We start from the raw sequence: 15,553 nt of genomic DNA on the forward strand, positions 1-15,553 counted from the left end.
AGTGGTGTTAGCCTACCTTTTGATTCATCTCCCAAGCTGTGACTTGGTTTCTGCCGTTCATTTTTGATTGATACAACGCGGCATCGGCTTTGCGTAAAATAGTGGCTACTTTTTCTGGTTGATTAATGGTGTAAAGGCCAATACTGATGGTGGTTTTTAGTGGAGTGGCTTGGTCAATATCAATATTCAGCTGTTCTATCGCTAATCGAATACGTTCACCAAGGTCAACCGCACCGTATTGATCATTGGTAGTTGCTAATACAATAAACTCTTCGCCACCAATACGCGCGAGAATGTCATTGTCTCTAGTCATATTGCTTAATGCATTGGCGACTTCTATCAGTACTTTGTCACCAATATCATGGCCATGAGTGTCGTTTACTTTTTTAAAGTGGTCGATATCAATAGCAATAGCACACAAGGTTGCCTTGTTGCGCAGAGTGGATTTGATTAACTTGGGCGCTTGTTCATTAAATGCGCGGCGATTACTGAGTTTAGTCAGCGGGTCGGTTCTTGCTTCGTACTCAGCTTGTTCCTTGGCCTGTTCTAGCTCTTTAGTTTTTTTAATAACCTGATTTTCCAGTTCGGCTGAAAATTGCTCTAACTGATGAACATGAGATTTAAGAGCATGGTCGCGCTCGCGTTTTAAATCCAGTACTCGATAACCCATGGATGCCGTTAACAGGCACATTTCAATCATTGCACCAATCGCACCACTATAAATCGTAATGGGAAGATGAGGCACTAACCCCACCTGGCGCAGCGCAAACTGAATGCAAATAGCGGTGCCGTAGATAAACCAAGCTAAGGTAAATAACCGCACATGCTGTTTTTTTGCTAGCCATAAATAGAGGGCGATAAAGGGCACGAGTAAGATTACGCCCATGCTCGACATCATCAGCATGCCTGCGATTTCTGTATGCCCAAGCAACCCTAAGACGATGATGATAGGACCAATCCACATCGCGGTTAATGTTAGCTTGGATGCCCAAGGTAACAAGGTGTTGAGTTTGAGGTATTCACGGGCGAAAGCGAGGGCCATAAACAGATAAGCGCCACTCCAAATTACCGCATTGTTGATTGACACGCCGCCGGGCTGAAAAAACAAGCCCCAGTGGTTATCAAGATTCATTAGGCTAATGGCAGAGGTAAAAGTGAGCCCTGAATATAATAAAAAAACGCGGTCTCGAGTGGCGAAAAATATCACCAAGGCAATAAACGAAAAAATAAAAAAGGAGGTGTAAACGCCACCATAAAGCGCGGTTTCTATGGTTTCATGCTTGATAAAGTGATGGGGTCGCCAAATTGAAAATTGTGAAAACAATCCGCCCATTTTATGTTCAATGCGAGCATAAACAGTCAGCTCCTCACCTGGATGCAAGGTGATAGGAAATACTGCGCCGGGATTGGGGTAAGGCTTTTCTGCAATGGGTTTTTCGCGATGGTAGTGATATTGGCCTTCTATCTCGTCACGATGGGTGACCACATACATATCAATTCTATATGGCCCTGGGTCGGTATATTCTAATAGGTATTGTTGTTGCCTGGTATCGCTATTGGTGATCTGAAAGCGCATCCAGACCGGGTGCGTTAGTACGCCTCGTGTTACATCGCCGCTGTGTTGTTGCCAGTCAAAGGTCGAGCCAGTATGGTAAAGAAATTGGTCAATACTGAAACTATCATTTACATCATTAAGGGTGTAATAGTTGCGATCGGTTGAAGTCTCTGTTGATAAATCAATAGGGGGTTGAACACTGGCAATAGCAAGCGAACTCAGCAAGTATAGAGTCAAATAAAAAAGTTTTTGTAACAAACGTTTAGGTTTCATTTGGCTTCAATTTTGCTGAAATGAGAAAGATATAAATGTTGTATTTTTGTTAATGTTTTTATTTGTGTTTTACTTTGTGATAACAACGTTAGAATTATATATTGATAATGGCAATATATCCTGTTTATAACAATAGCAAATATAAAAAGGATCTCTATGCCACTCAAGCCAGACCAATTTGGTCTTTATCACCCAGCCAGTAATGATGACGTTATCGCATTAGTTAATTTTGCCCGTGAGCACAAAAAAAGCGTGCGCACTTGCGGCGCAGCCCATAGTCAAAGTTGGGCGATATATACTGATGCTGCGATGTTACAGCCAAATGTAACCAATCAGTCGCCACCTGAAGTAGATAGTAATGAAATAAATATTATTTTAGATCAGATGATGAAGGTTGAAGTAGTCGACTGCCCACTTAATATAGTACGGGCGCAGGCTGGTGTGCACTTAGGTTATGATCCTAGCGACATTACAGGTCAATCGAGTGAGCAAAATAGCCTGCTATATCAATTGTGGCATAACTATAAGTTAACGGTTTCAGAGCTAGGTGGCATTACCCATCAAACCGTCGGTGGGTTTATTTCTACGGGCTCGGCTGGCGGCTCGTTAAAATATTCTTTTCAAGACAACATCGTTGGCATTCACTTTGTCGATGGTCATGGCCGCTTACAGTATGCAAGTCGTTATAAGAATATTGATTTGTTTTATGCTGCAATGGTGTCGATGGGGTTATTGGGCGTGATAGTGGCGGTTGATTTACAGTGCGAGCCAGCCTTTAACATATGCGGCCAAGAAGCCACCGTGTCTTATGATGAGTGTAAGTTTGATATGTTTGGTGAGTCAAAGGATAAGCCTTCATTATTAGATTTTTTTAATAGCGTGGATTACGGGCGGGTTAATTGGTGGCCGCAACCTGGGGTAAACCGTTTATTGCCATGGCAAGCTCAAAGGCAGCAGCAAGTGGTTGGATTTAGTCCGCGTCCTTATGAGGAATTCACCAGTTATCCTGAAGCGGCAGAGCCAGTTATTAGTATTATTTATGCCATTTTGGGCAACTTAGACTCGCCAATACGCCTTTACGAAAAGGTGCAGACGGGTATCATCGCGCTAGAGAAAGTGATTAATAGTATTACTGATTACAGCCAATTTGGCATATTTGCGCCGCTGTTTGAAAAAATTATCGAAGCACTTAAGGACGTTTCGCCGTTAGCATTTGTGGCCTTAATTGAAAAGGAAAGAGGCTGGATTAAGCAGAATCTGCCGGTTATTTTGCAGCAAATTATCAATGTTTTTCAGTCGTTAGACAGCAATAAATTGGGTAAGCTCAAAGGTACGCCGCAGGTATTTCAAGATCATGCTCCTTTGGGGCTACCTATGGATAATGAAGCGTCAGACGAATTACTTGATATTGAGTTTTCTGAACTGTGGTTCCCAGTGGGCCGCACCAATGAGGTGATGCAAGTACTGCGCGATTACTTTGATAGTGCCGAAAATGATCAAGAGAAGTTAACCCGCACCGGTTTATTTACCATCGAGGTGTACATGGCTAAGGCTTGTCAGGCTTGGATGGGCATGGGTTATTCTGATCAAATGGATGAATGGAAAGAGGGTGCCGTTCGATTTGAACCACTGTGGTTTGTTGATTTTGATGAAGATCCAGCCTTAGCTTTCTATCCTCAGTTTTGGCAATTGTTTAAAGATAAAGGCATCCCGTATCGTTTACATTGGGGCAAAATGTTACCCAACCTTGGTCAGCCGGGTAGCCATGAATGGATGGATTATGTGCGCCAGCAATATCCAAAATTAGCCGATTTTCTTGCCTTACGCGCCGAGCTGGATCCGGAGCAAATCTTTGTCAGTGATTATTGGCGCGGACATTTAAAAATTGAGAGAAACGGCCACTAAAAGAGGCTAGCCGACTCATCATCTCAATTATCTGTTTCAATTTTCGAGTTGGCTAACTCACGTTGCAAGGGCGGGCATAGATTGCCGTCCTTTACTATTTGCTGTTGTAACCAACGGCGAAAAATTTGTGCTTTTTCACTGACCGGGCGGTTTTTCGCGGTAACCAAAAAATAGCCGTAGTCAGAGGCGATACTGGTCTCAAATAACCTGACCAGTTGGCCATTGGCCAGCTCTTCTCCCACTAAGCTTTGGCGTGCTAATGTTACCCCTTGTCCTGATACTGCTGCTGTGATTGCGAGGCTAGCATCACTAATGCTTAAGTTGTCTTTTAACTTCAAGGCCGGATAACCTGCGGCGCGAAGCCAAGTATTCCAGCTGGTATTGGTGGTCAGAAAATCATTAATAATAGTGACTTGAGTAAGATCAGGTGCGCTCGCTAATGACTTGTTAGCAAGCTTCATGCTCTCCAATAATTTAGGCGAACAGACCGGAAATAAGTTGTCACTCATCAAGGCTTCACTGTCGCAGTTCGGGTATTCACCTAAGCCAAAACGAATCGCTAAATCAAAATCCGATTGTGCTAAATCGACTACTTGTAAGCTTGGCGTTAAACGCACTTCAATCTCGGGATATTGCTCCAGAAAATGCCATAACCTTGGCACCAACCAACGGGAACAAAATGACGGTAACGCCGAGATATTTAATGCTCCAGTGGTGCTAGAAAGGGATACTTTTTGCATGCCGTCGGCGAGTAAAGTTAGGGATTGGCTGACATAAGGCAAAAACGCAAGGCCTTGTTCGGTCAAGCTTAAACGACGGCTGTGACGTACAAATAAGGGGGCACCCACTTGTTGTTCAAGGTTGCGAATGTGCTGACTAACGGCGGCTTGGGTAATAAATAAATCTTGTGCCGCTAAGGTAAAACTTAAATGTTTGGCCGCACTTTCAAAGCAGCGCAGCGACATGATGGGTGGCAGGTGAGTATTCATATAGATAAGTTTTACTTATGTAAAGATAAGAATCTATCGTTTGTTTATTAGTCAGGTCAAGCCTAAATTATTTATCAAACCTAGATGGATAGTGAGGCTTTATGCAATTAGTGACTAGATTGGTGAGTGTTGATAAAGGGTGGGCGAAACTTAAAAATATTTGCCTTGTAATAAGCTGTACTTACAATGAAATGCAGCGGCGCCGACGCACTCGTCAACAATTAGCACAGTTGTCGGCTCATCAGCTGAAAGACATTGGTATTGATCCTGCTCAGCAGCAAGAAGAAATTCGTAAATATTTTTGGCAACGATAGTGTGTGAGTGAGGTGTTATTGCTATTTTGGCTGACAGTCTCATTTGGAATTAACAAAGGCGTAAGTAATGACTGATATTCAAGGTAGCTGTTTATGTGGACGGGTGGTGTTTAGCTGCGACAATCGCTTTAGCCAATTTCATTTTTGTCATTGCCAGCAATGCCAAAAAACCTCGGGCTCGGCCCATGCAGCCAATTTGTTTACAGAGCCGAGTAATATTAACTGGCTCAAGGGGCAAGATCAGATCAAGCGCTTCGATGTGCCCGGTCGTGCTATTTCAAGCGCCTTTTGCCAACACTGTGGCTGTGCCATGCCGTACCTGTCTGGCACGGGTAAGGCTTTGGTGGTACCGGCGGGTTGTTTAGATGGTGAGCCGAATATCGCCGTGGATGATCAGATTTTTTGGGCAGAGCGTGCATCTTGGTATGATGCAGCCTTGGCTAGTCAGTGTTTTTTGGGGTTTCCTAGGGTCTGTTGATCTTTGCTGGTTAATTTTTGTTCGAGATAAAAGCGTTTTGAGCAAGGCGAGCAGTGTGTTGCTTAGCATTCTAAGTAAATACTGCTCAACGATGGGCAAAACGTTTTTAGCCGAATCCGTAGGACAGCGTTTGTTGGGTATTTCTACTGCGTTATCGCCTTTTCGTGTAGCTAGCTACACCACAAAAGCGCTGCCTTGTATAAATACCCAACAATTCGCTGCAAAAACAATCACGAAAGATCAACAGACCCTAAGTAATCAGCAAGGTTTACTCGCCTCTTTTAATGCTTCAGCTAGATGCTCGCTGAGGTAGTGCCAAACTTCGTTGACTGCCCGGCTGCGCGCATTTTTTTCTAAACAAACCAAATGAATAGGAGCCGCATCAGGGTGATGCCATTGGCTTAGTACAGGAACCAGCTGGCCTTTTTTTAGCTCGGGCTGAATTAATATGGGATCAACTCGAATAATCCCCATGTCCATACAAGCGAGTTCTACTAAGGTGCGGCCATCGTCAGATGCGGTGGATGGAGTAATACGTAAGGTTTGTATTTCGCCACTTGGGCTGCAAAAGTGCCAGTGATCCATTGTCAGCTTTTGATGACGGAAGATTAAGCACTGGTGAGCAGTCAGATCGTCAGGCTTATCAAGCTTAGGCGCGTGTTTAAGGTAGTTAGGACTAGCAAAGCAAGCCCATGATTTAGTGCCAATATGACGAGCAACTAATGACGAATCAGGTAATTGACCCACCCTTAGTGCGATGTCTATGCCTAGTTCAATCAGGTCAACGACGCGATCATCAAGGTTAATTTCTACCACTATGTCGGGAAATAGGTGCTTTAAATGTGGCAACAAAGGCAATAGGTAACGTTGGCCGATAATAGTGGAACTGCTGATTTTCACCCGCCCGCTGGGTTTGGCTTGGGCTTGTTCGGTTAGCTTGGCGGTATTGTTAAGTAGGTCGGTTAGTGAATCAGTGATGACGAGTAATTCTTTGCCGGCATCAGTGAGGTTTAACTGCCGAGTGCTGCGTTGCAATAACCTCAAACCCAATTGCTTTTCAAGCTGGGCAATTTTTTTACTGACTGAGGAGCGCGGCAATTGCAGCGCGTCAGCTGTGGCTTGAAAACTGCCTAATTGAGTAACACGACGAAATAGGTACAGATTAGGCAGTTGCAAGTGCAAAGTCGTGGTATCAATATTCATTTTGGTTCCCATATAGAAACAATATGTTTCTTATATCGTGTCTTATTGGAAATAATTCTCCAAGGTATGCTGTTCTTCGTCAACTCATATATTCAGGAGATCAGTTATGTCATCGACACTACAAGGAAAAACCATATTAATCACTGGCGCAACCGCAGGCATTGGCTTTGCAACGGCGCAATCGTTACTGCAAAAAGGTGCGCGATTAGTGATCACTGGTCGCAATCAAGAACGCTTAAATCAAGCCGTCAGAAAGTTGGGCGAGAGGGTGATACCCGTATTGTGCGACAGTGCTAATGTTGCGCAAATCCAACAAATGGCAACTCAGTTACAGCGCGATAACATCAAGCTTGATGGGCTAATTTTAAACGCCGGCGTTTTCTATCCGGTGGCCTTTGAGCAAATGAGCTTAGATAACTTAAACACCACCATGGCGGTGAACTTTAATGGCCCTGCGTTAACTTTGCAGGCGTTGCTACCTTGTTTGAATAACCCCTCTAGCGTGGTCTTTATTTCCAGTGTTGCGGTGCTCAAAGCCTTTGCTACCGCGGGCGTTTATAGTGCCAGCAAAGCTGCTTTTGAAGGGTTGGCAAGGGTGCTTAATTTAGAGCTCGCTGAGCGCGGTATTCGCATTAATTCGATTCGCCCAGGCGTAACGGCAACGGAAATCCAAGCTAAAGCAGGCATGGATCAAGACGCTATTAGTGGATTTTTTGAATCGTTGAGTAGCACGCCCGTGGGCAGGGTGTTAACGCCAGAGGATTTAGTGCCTGCTATTAACTATTTAATTTCCGATGCGAGTATTGGCTTACGCAATGCGTATATCGACATTGATGGTGGTTTTGGTCTTTAGTCCGAGCCCTAAGGAAGAGTACCCTTTATCAAAGTGTAAAAGCATCAGGTTAAGCTTGGTGCTTTTTTCGTTAACCCAAAAAGGTGCTCACGGGCTTGCAGGTACTGTGATAACTCTCCAGTTGGATCAAGCCTTGTAAAATAAAGCCGTGGTAACGAGCTTGAGCAAGTTGATGATCAAGGCTCGGCGCAAAATAGTAAGTTATGTCCTCAGCGCCTGTTTGCTCTACCGGAATAAGCTGTAACTCACCCCAAGGCGCAAGCTGAGTGGTGATAGGGGCCTTAACTTGGTATTGATAAGGCTCGATGCCGTCGGAAGCTTGGCGAATTAAGCTAAACTCCTGTTGCCCCTGTAGCACCAGCTCGCGGATTTGAATGGCTAAGGTGTCAACATCGCGCAGTGGGATTTGCGTTGAGTGGTAGCTTGTTGTTTTGCCATCCAGCTCAACTAGAGAGTCGAGGCCGTTATTGCTAAATGAAGCGCGCATGTTTCGCGATCTAAACCCCGACACCTGTTGCTGAAATTGCGTGGTGAGCCATGCTTTTTCAGTGTTAGACCAAGTCAGTTCGGCGCGCTGTTGATACTGAGTGGCAATCCCTAAAATAGCGGCGTGACTGTTTGAGGTGATCACCGCTGACTGACCCTGCCAAGCTTCCACTCTGGTCATGGTTCCAGTATGTAAACCGCCAAGGTAAACAGAATAGCTAGCCGCACGACTGCACTGTTCGCCGCGATTACTGGCTGACACGGGATCGCTCGCCATTAGGCACGCTAGCAATAACATGGGGAGATGCATCCAGCGCATCTCAGTACAGCCTTTAAAATACTTCATTAACATTGAGATAGAAGTTAGTGTCATTTTTGCCAACACCTACGTCAAAGCGTAAATTGATCTGGTCTTTAAGATTAAAACGAAAGCCGGTGCCAAAAGAGGTGAGTACGTCATCATTGAGTTTGCTAACGTGAGAGGCAACACTGCCCGCCGCGCCCCAAAATACCATGCCAAAGCGTTGGTAAATGGGTAAGCGGTATTCAACCTGTCCCATCATCATTTGCTCATCACGATAGCGACCCTTGATATAGCCACGCATGGCATTTGAACCGCCTAAATCCGGCAATAAATTCCATGGCACATCGCCATCGGTAAAATGCCCTTGTAGTTGCCAAGCGATCAAGCCCGGTGCTGACGGCAGGTCAATATAGTTGGCTAATTCAACGTCATAAGTTGAAAACGAAGCATATTCATCATTATGATAAAGTCCCGCGTCAATCTGAAATAGCCAGCCTTTGCTGGCGTTTAAGCGGTAATCTCTTGAATCGTAAATACTGCTGAGCACCGCGCCCGCACTCACATTGCTAGGTAATACGCCCTCGGCATCCACCTTGGTACCTGTTTCGACAAATTCTAACTTGTCTGCGCTGGCGTAAAGCAAGTCAGCCCCGACGCCAAGAAAGTAATTATCAGCAAACTCGGTCATCCAACGTGGCTTAAAGCGCAACAGCTGTTCATCAAATTCATGCTTGTTAGTATCAATATCGCCATTAAGGATGCCGCGTCCATAATAGACGGCGGCTTCATTATGTAGTTCTAATTCCAGCAACAGCCGCTGCCTGCCTTGATTTAAAAAGGTCATGCTTTCTACTTCAACGCCGTAAGATTTATTGGCAGAAGCAAAAGAGTTAATGACTAAAGAAGAAGGCTGCTCTTGCTTGGCCGCACCGTCAGCCTTATACAAACCAACCACCAATAATCCGACACCAAATTTTTTCTCTGGCGTGTAATAAGCGGTGGGCAAATAACTCATATCGATGGTTTTACTGTCGTCAAACCCTCCGTCAGCACCAAATACCGATAATGTATTGTCAATCCACGTTGGCTCCATGTCTGCTGGTGTATCAAATAAAGGCTCAACAACGGCATGCGCGCTATTGGCGCACAGCAACAGGGATAACAATACTTTTCGGGTCATAACGGCTCGGTTCGGGTAAGGGGAATTATTTGGTGGATTTTTATAACATACTTTAACGCATCATTAGGTGTGGATTATTGCATCCTTATGTTTTATTTTTATGATTATTTGAACTTACCTTGATGCCAATTGGGGCTGATAAAGGACTATTTATGCCTTCTTTCCAATTTTTTAAGCGCTATGACAGCGGCTCATTAACTTATCTAGATGTTGATTCAGCGACCTTTGCGGATGAAAAAACGCAGCTACTTGAGCAAGGCTTTGAAGTGGCTAATAATTATTATATTCAAGCTGCCACTGCTGAAGAAGCCTTGACACTAGCTGCCCAGCCACAATTAGAAGCGCTGGATAGCTATGGCGCTTTAACCCAGTCAATGATTGGTGTGTATGAATTAGCCAAAGAGCAAATAAAGAAAGTGCGCAGTTAAATCGACTAACTTTGTCAGTGATGAAAATATGCCCATCATGTGGTAACAGCGGAGTCGCTAGCTGGCGTTTAATCTGTGCTGCGGTCGGCATCACTTGTTTCTCAAGCTGCGCTAGCTGTGGCTACCATTATGCTGTCAGCAAGTTATGGCAGTTGGGCGTTGTATTGATAGCGCTTGTTAGTTTTATATTGTCTGTGACGTTCAGCGTTGTTCATCAAGGCTTTTCCCCCTACCTGATAGGCGTGTTAGCCGTGGCATTATTCTTAATTATGCTGATGAGGTTTGCTGAACCCGTTGCCGCCTCGCCGCAAAAAATAAAAAGTCCTTGGGTCTTTTTATTTTTTACTTTGTCGATGTTGGTGCTGTTTTCATTATTGCAGCTGGCGCGCTAAGTATCAGAACTGCTGACCGATGCAATATCATCAAGGAACCGCGTGTGGCGATTTCATCAAAGTTTAAGAATATTTTGAATAAGTCGAAGGCCTTTTTCACCAAAGCAGCTTTAATTATATTAAAAGTAATATTTGCCATAGTACTGGTTCAGGTTTTACTGGTAGGTGTAGTATTTGGTATCAATCATTATTACCGCACGCCCTTGCAACAGTTTTGCTCGGAAGTTGAGTTAAATAAGCCTGTTAGTGATGTGATAACGCTGGCCGAAGGGCACTCGTTTTTTATTTTGGATATGCGTGACAAATACGACAGGGTGGGCATATTGAATCATCGGGCGCATTATTTTCGCTACGAATGTGCGATCACTGTGGTGAATGATGTTGTGACCGAAACTAAGATGGTAATCGCAGATTAACCCAAGGGATTAAGGTAATGATTGCAGTAAACGGACGTTTTAATATTTACAATCAAGTGGATAAGGTTGATTTAGCGAGAGTAAAAGCCTTACTCGGTTTATCCTATTGGGCGGCGCAGCGAAGCTTAGAAGACATCGCCACTTCAGTGCAACACTCGCAATGTTTTTCCCTTTATGATCAGCAGCTCCAAATCGGTTTTGCCCGAATTGTCACCGATTATGTGTCGTTTGCGTACTTAGCCGATGTCATCATTGACCCTGAATATCGCGGCCAAGGGCTGGGTAAATGGTTAGTCGAAACCGTGGTCAGCGATCCGCGTTGGCAAGGTAAGCTACTGCTGTTAGCCACCGATGACGCGCATGGTCTCTATCAACGTCATGGCTTTGCCGAAAGTAGCAAACTGATGGGCATGGGTATCAGAGAGCAAAGATAATGCAGCCGATTGATGATGGCTTGGTAAGCGCGGCAGAAACAGCCTTTTTAGGTAGCTACCTCGTATGTAACGTGCGAGTTTAAAAGTATGTGATTGTTAATGAATAGAATTCATAGTAAAGATTTATTTAGGCGATTAAAGTTTAGGTATCGATTGTTAACACGATTTGTAGCGCTTTCTGCGTTGATGCCATCTGTTGGAGTAATGTTTTTCTTTATACCTTTCTTTGAATCTATAGAGGAAAATTATTCAAGAAGTATTGTTGGGCTCGTTGCTATTACCTGTATTTTGCCTATGTGTGTCTGCAATTTCGTAGCAGTATTTTATGGGTATCGATTTATCCTTAAGAAGAGAATCGGAATCACTAACGAGCAATATAAGCTTTTGGCATGGTGCAAGTGGTATCCAGCATCGTGGCTCAAACGTTAGGTGTTGTCGGTGATTTTGTTGTCTACGTTGCAAATGCATGCGAGATGCAAAATGGCAATGAAGTAGAGTTTGAAGAGGTGTATGAGACAATAAAGTGTTTCCTATATCGTGATTTTGATATCCCTAGCAATGAAATAAATCTGAAATCTCGTTTTGTCGATGACCTAGGAATGGGGTAGTAATGAAAAAACGGGCTATCATTAAATGATCGTTAGATTGAGCAAAACATGACCATATCATTTGTAACGCCAAGGTTAACCGTAGTTGAAGTGGAAGCCGACATTTCCTTGTCTGAGCGCTCGCAATTACTTGCTTGCGTGCCAACGATCCTGACGCCTGCGGTGGTTGCTGCGTTACCGGCTGATTTTCATGATGTGAATACACCCGCTGCGGCCGAAGTTTGGCTGGATAGTATGTTGTCGCAAAGCCGCTTACTACTAGTAAAATCCGCCAGTAATGATGTTATTGGCTTCTTATTTGTTTATGTCACACAGGGAAACTTTGCCCATATCGGTTATTTATTGGCGCAAGCTTATTGGGGTAAGGGGTTAGCAACTGAGCTGTTGTATGGGTTCATGGCTGATGTTGGCAATACACAACCTTGGCAAAAGCTAGTAGCGGGCGTTGACCAAACCAATATTGCATCCGCTAAGCTCCTTAAGAAGTTAGGTTTTGTTGAACAAATGCCCGATGAAAGTAGTGTGGCTATGTTTGAGTATATTTTGCCCCAAACACAAGTTTGAAGCAGCTACCAAAGCTAGAGAGTGTAAAACGGAACTGTCACTATTTACCTGGCGCTCAAATGTCCTCATCCTGATACGGATGCCCTTCAAACCAAGCCTCTAAAAACTCAATGAAATACTTAACCTTAGGCGGTGTGTACTGACGCACAGGGTAGAGGGCAAATAAGGTCATAATGGGTTTAGTTGCATCGTCTAGTATTTCTACCACTTCTCCTGCTTGTAGGGCGCGGTGGCAGATAAACCGAGGAATATAGCCTATTCCTAGCCCTTGCTTGATCATTTCCAGTAAGAACACTGAGCTATTAGCTTTGAGCGGACCCGCTATGGGCACGGGGTCTACGCCAACTGGCCAAAGGTTTTTATGACGAAAATAACTGTATTCAAAACAGTGATGTTGCTGTAAATCTTGCGGTGTTTGGATGGTAGGGTGAGTGGCTAAATATTCAGGTGAGGCACAAATACTATAGCTAAACTTGGTGATTTTTTTGCCGACATAGGCTGAGTCAAACTCACGACTAGCGACCCTAAGGCCAAGGTCAAAGTTATGCTCAAGTAAATCTTGTGCCATATCGCTCAGCTCAACGTCTAGCTCAATTTGTGGATATTGTTTCATAAATGCCGCCAGTGCGGGTGCGAGCACGGTTGAGCCTAGCGCCATCGGCACGTTAATACGCAATCGTCCCTTCGCCGAGTGCTGTGACGCTTGTAGCTGTACTTCGGTGTCTTCAAGGCGTTTTAAAATTTCGCGGCAGCTGACTAGATAGTCTTCTCCCAACTCCGTCATTTGCAGGCGACGGGTTGATCTTTGTAATAAACGAACCCCTAAATTGTCTTCTAACTGGCTGATTTGTTTGCTTATCATTGATTTACTTGTACCAAGCTGCTCGGCCACGCGGGAAAAGCTACCTAGCTCAACCACGCGAACATAAAGCTGCATTGCTTTTAACTTGTCCATTGTTATTGTTTCCGTAAGGGAAAAAGACTTTGCTAATTGTGACTATATATCAGTTCAATAGCGGGGTTTATAGTGTACTCAAATCAACCACACCACAAACAGAGGTTAAACATGTACACACTATATTTCTCACCTGGCGCTTGTTCGCTGGCTACTCAAGTTATTTTACGCGAACTAAATCTGCCTTTCACCTTGGTTAATCGCAACAATGTAGAGGATTTTCAGGCTATTAACCCCGTTGGCGCGGTGCCTGCTCTAGGCCATCGCGACCAGGTGATCACCGAGGGTGCGGCGATTATTTTACATTTGCTGCAAAATCATCCGAATGACTTGTTACCACAAAGTGCAGTTGAAAAAGAAGCAGCCATTCAGCAGCTATTATTTGCCAACGCAACAGTACATCCTGCTTATAGCAAGTTGTTTTTTATTGCTTCGGCACTACCTGAGGGCGAGGCACAAACCACTGCACTACAGGCCGCAGCGGTTGGGATTAATAAACTATGGGTTCATATTGAGCACATTTTGCAACAGCAGCCTTATCTTGCTGGTGAGCGCCTGACGCCTGCGGACATACTATTGAGTGTGTACGAAACTTGGGGCCAATATTTTAATGTTGATATTCAACTAGGGCCAAAAACTCAAGCCTTGCTGCAGCAAATTCGTCAACGTGACAGCTATGTTGCTGCAGTTGCCGCTGAGCAACAGGTGGCTTAATCATGGCTGAAGCTGCGTCGGATCTAGCCATTATTGAATCTATGATTGGTAGTTATTTTAAAGGGTTACATAGCGCCGATACCAAGTTGTTAGACAGCTTGTTTGATGACAACGTCAGCCTGTATGCCCCTGGGATCCGCCGCACTAAGGCGCAGTGGCTCGAGTTGGTCGCTAATCGTCCAGTGCCGCAGGCCCTTGGTCATCCATATCGCTATCAAATCTTGTCAATTGAGCTTTGCGGTGAGCAGGCATTCGCTAAGTTAAGCTGCCCATTGCTCGGTGAACAATACATAGATTTTTTAGGTTTTTTACATGAGCAAGGGCAGTGGACTATTGTTTCCAAACAGTATGCCAACAACCCATTTTTACAATTAAAACAATAAGGAAAGGTTATGCCATATGTGAACATCAAGATTACCAATGAAGGTGTAAGTACGGCGCAAAAGCAGCAGCTAATTGCGGGTACCACCGAGCTGCTGGTAAAGGTGTTAAATAAAGATCCCGCCACTACCTTTGTACTAATCGAAGAAGTGAATACCGATAACTGGGGAGTTGGTTATGACTCTGTAACCACATTGCGCCAGCAGAAACAAAACACTAAATCCTAACGCTAAGGTGCTGGTTAGGTCATATTTGCAGCGGTTAGATTGTGTATAAACGACCTTCGGTTATAGTGACCTAGCTAAACAAATAATCAACGGTGACCCTAAACTAGGGTCATTTCATGTTTGGCTATCTCATTGCACTAGTACCAGCTACGCCTTTTTTCACTGTAAGCGCCTTGTTCAAGATATAAAAAAGCTGCAAAAGCCGATAAGTTAAAAGGGTGAGCCCCGATGGTCAAAATGCCCTTCTCCAAAAAAAGTAGTACTAAATCTCCCAACAAACCGCTAAATCAGCATAATCCTCATCCAGTAGAAAAAGACTAAACGATTGAATCAAAATAGGAACTCGGCTATGGTTTTGTGTGTCAATAAAATGTTAAAAATAAGTGAGCGTTAGGTTCACCTATGTGATTTGGCAAGTTTGGCACGAACAAATGTAACTTAATGGAATACAAATGAATAAATTGAGTAATGATTATTTAACTGAATGTAAGAAAGCGCTAGATGCAGAGCAAGCTCATAGCTTGTCAACTACCAATAACTGGGCGCATGTGAATAGGGAGCTTGTCCACCAAGATTGGGATGTTCTGTATAAAAAATTAGCAAAATACGCAGATGAAACAGCTGTTGATAACGTAAATGTTCAGGCACTAATGAAAGAACACTATGAAATAGCATGTAGATTTTATACCCCTTCTAAAGAAGCATACATAGGTATGGGGATATTTTATAAAGAAAATGAAGACATGAAAAAATTTCACAATTCGTATCATCCAGACATGGTTGATTATTTGGGCGATGCAATTGTTCATTACGCGGACAATAATTTATAAAATCTTATAGTAGATAGGTATAGATTAGGTTTGCGGCGCACCTGATTTAGGCGCTAATAACGCT

Annotated in this window: 19 protein-coding genes; 13 read left to right on the plus strand and 6 right to left on the minus strand. The window is 44.0% G+C overall.

Annotation, left to right across the window (positions count from 1 at the left end; genetic code table 11):
- Positions 1-7: 7 nt before the first annotated feature.
- Positions 8-1,828 carry a sensor domain-containing diguanylate cyclase gene (locus tag K6Y31_RS16625; RefSeq protein WP_233054060.1) on the minus strand — a complete coding sequence of 607 codons (1,821 nt, stop codon included), beginning with the start codon at positions 1,826-1,828 and terminating at the stop codon, positions 8-10.
- Between the two features lie 156 nt (positions 1,829-1,984).
- Here K6Y31_RS16625 and K6Y31_RS16630 point away from each other — a divergent pair, with 156 nt between their 5' ends.
- The gene (locus K6Y31_RS16630; RefSeq protein WP_233054061.1) at positions 1,985-3,733 is read left to right on the plus strand and encodes a D-arabinono-1,4-lactone oxidase; all 1,749 of its coding nucleotides are present in this window, start codon (positions 1,985-1,987) and stop codon (positions 3,731-3,733) included.
- A gap of 23 nt (positions 3,734-3,756) precedes the next feature.
- Here the strand turns inward: K6Y31_RS16630 and gcvA are convergent, their stop codons facing one another.
- Complete coding sequence (gene gcvA / locus K6Y31_RS16635; RefSeq protein WP_233054062.1) at positions 3,757-4,722, minus strand: transcriptional regulator GcvA; 966 nt, start codon at positions 4,720-4,722, stop codon at positions 3,757-3,759.
- Between the two features lie 101 nt (positions 4,723-4,823).
- On the opposite strand from gcvA, the gene K6Y31_RS16640 reads away from it, so the two are divergent.
- Positions 4,824-5,036, plus strand: coding sequence for a DUF1127 domain-containing protein (locus K6Y31_RS16640; protein WP_232803320.1), 213 nt, complete (start codon positions 4,824-4,826; stop codon positions 5,034-5,036).
- A 67-nt stretch (positions 5,037-5,103) separates the two neighbouring features.
- Positions 5,104-5,514 (plus strand): GFA family protein, encoded by a 411-nt coding sequence (locus K6Y31_RS16645; RefSeq protein ID WP_233054063.1) that lies wholly within the window; start codon positions 5,104-5,106, stop codon positions 5,512-5,514.
- A gap of 258 nt (positions 5,515-5,772) precedes the next feature.
- Here the strand turns inward: K6Y31_RS16645 and K6Y31_RS16650 are convergent, their stop codons facing one another.
- Complete coding sequence (locus tag K6Y31_RS16650) at positions 5,773-6,717, minus strand: LysR family transcriptional regulator (RefSeq protein ID WP_233054064.1); 945 nt, start codon at positions 6,715-6,717, stop codon at positions 5,773-5,775.
- Between the two features lie 106 nt (positions 6,718-6,823).
- Between K6Y31_RS16650 and K6Y31_RS16655 the strand changes: the two genes are divergently transcribed.
- Positions 6,824-7,570: an SDR family NAD(P)-dependent oxidoreductase gene (locus tag K6Y31_RS16655; RefSeq protein ID WP_233054065.1), complete on the plus strand. Its 747-nt coding sequence runs from the start codon at positions 6,824-6,826 to the stop codon at positions 7,568-7,570.
- Between the two features lie 70 nt (positions 7,571-7,640).
- Here the strand turns inward: K6Y31_RS16655 and K6Y31_RS16660 are convergent, their stop codons facing one another.
- Both K6Y31_RS16660 and K6Y31_RS16665 read right to left on the minus strand, forming a co-directional pair.
- A complete protein-coding gene (locus K6Y31_RS16660; RefSeq protein WP_427901911.1) occupies positions 7,641-8,429 on the minus strand; it encodes a hypothetical protein in 789 nt (262 codons plus the stop codon).
- Positions 8,389-9,540 (minus strand): BamA/TamA family outer membrane protein, encoded by a 1,152-nt coding sequence (locus K6Y31_RS16665; protein WP_233054066.1) that lies wholly within the window; start codon positions 9,538-9,540, stop codon positions 8,389-8,391. Before K6Y31_RS16665 ends, K6Y31_RS16660 begins: the two co-directional genes overlap by 41 nt.
- Before the next feature lie 152 nt (positions 9,541-9,692).
- Here K6Y31_RS16665 and K6Y31_RS16670 point away from each other — a divergent pair, with 152 nt between their 5' ends.
- The 5 genes from K6Y31_RS16670 to K6Y31_RS16690 all read left to right on the plus strand — a co-directional run bounded on the left by K6Y31_RS16670 (position 9,693) and on the right by K6Y31_RS16690 (position 12,382).
- Positions 9,693-9,968 carry a hypothetical protein gene (locus K6Y31_RS16670; protein WP_233054067.1) on the plus strand — a complete coding sequence of 92 codons (276 nt, stop codon included), beginning with the start codon at positions 9,693-9,695 and terminating at the stop codon, positions 9,966-9,968.
- A gap of 325 nt (positions 9,969-10,293) precedes the next feature.
- Positions 10,294-10,776 (plus strand): hypothetical protein, encoded by a 483-nt coding sequence (locus tag K6Y31_RS16675; RefSeq protein ID WP_233054068.1) that lies wholly within the window; start codon positions 10,294-10,296, stop codon positions 10,774-10,776.
- A 17-nt stretch (positions 10,777-10,793) separates the two neighbouring features.
- Positions 10,794-11,210 (plus strand): GNAT family N-acetyltransferase, encoded by a 417-nt coding sequence (locus K6Y31_RS16680; RefSeq protein ID WP_233054069.1) that lies wholly within the window; start codon positions 10,794-10,796, stop codon positions 11,208-11,210.
- A 398-nt stretch (positions 11,211-11,608) separates the two neighbouring features.
- Positions 11,609-11,818, plus strand: a complete 210-nt coding sequence (locus K6Y31_RS16685) for a hypothetical protein (protein WP_233054070.1) — start codon at positions 11,609-11,611, stop codon at positions 11,816-11,818.
- Between the two features lie 48 nt (positions 11,819-11,866).
- Entirely contained in the window at positions 11,867-12,382 is a 516-nt protein-coding gene (locus K6Y31_RS16690; protein ID WP_233054071.1) for a GNAT family N-acetyltransferase, read from the plus strand.
- A gap of 55 nt (positions 12,383-12,437) precedes the next feature.
- On the opposite strand, the gene K6Y31_RS16695 is transcribed toward K6Y31_RS16690, so the two are convergent.
- Positions 12,438-13,337, minus strand: a complete 900-nt coding sequence (locus K6Y31_RS16695; protein WP_233054072.1) for a LysR family transcriptional regulator — start codon at positions 13,335-13,337, stop codon at positions 12,438-12,440.
- 111 nt (positions 13,338-13,448) lie between these two features.
- On the opposite strand from K6Y31_RS16695, the gene K6Y31_RS16700 reads away from it, so the two are divergent.
- The 4 genes from K6Y31_RS16700 (at position 13,449) to K6Y31_RS16715 (ending at position 15,489) form a co-directional block, all read left to right on the plus strand.
- Complete coding sequence (locus K6Y31_RS16700) at positions 13,449-14,051, plus strand: glutathione S-transferase family protein (protein WP_233054073.1); 603 nt, start codon at positions 13,449-13,451, stop codon at positions 14,049-14,051.
- 2 nt (positions 14,052-14,053) lie between these two features.
- Positions 14,054-14,434, plus strand: coding sequence for a nuclear transport factor 2 family protein (locus tag K6Y31_RS16705; RefSeq protein ID WP_233054074.1), 381 nt, complete (start codon positions 14,054-14,056; stop codon positions 14,432-14,434).
- Between the two features lie 9 nt (positions 14,435-14,443).
- Positions 14,444-14,659: a 2-hydroxymuconate tautomerase family protein gene (locus K6Y31_RS16710; protein WP_232803305.1), complete on the plus strand. Its 216-nt coding sequence runs from the start codon at positions 14,444-14,446 to the stop codon at positions 14,657-14,659.
- Between the two features lie 452 nt (positions 14,660-15,111).
- Complete coding sequence (locus tag K6Y31_RS16715) at positions 15,112-15,489, plus strand: TipAS antibiotic-recognition domain-containing protein (protein WP_232803304.1); 378 nt, start codon at positions 15,112-15,114, stop codon at positions 15,487-15,489.
- Positions 15,490-15,553 lie beyond the last annotated feature (64 nt).

The sequence above is a fragment of the Motilimonas cestriensis genome (assembly GCF_021295315.1).
In the GTDB taxonomy this organism is placed as follows: domain Bacteria; phylum Pseudomonadota; class Gammaproteobacteria; order Enterobacterales; family CBDFNC01; genus Motilimonas; species Motilimonas cestriensis.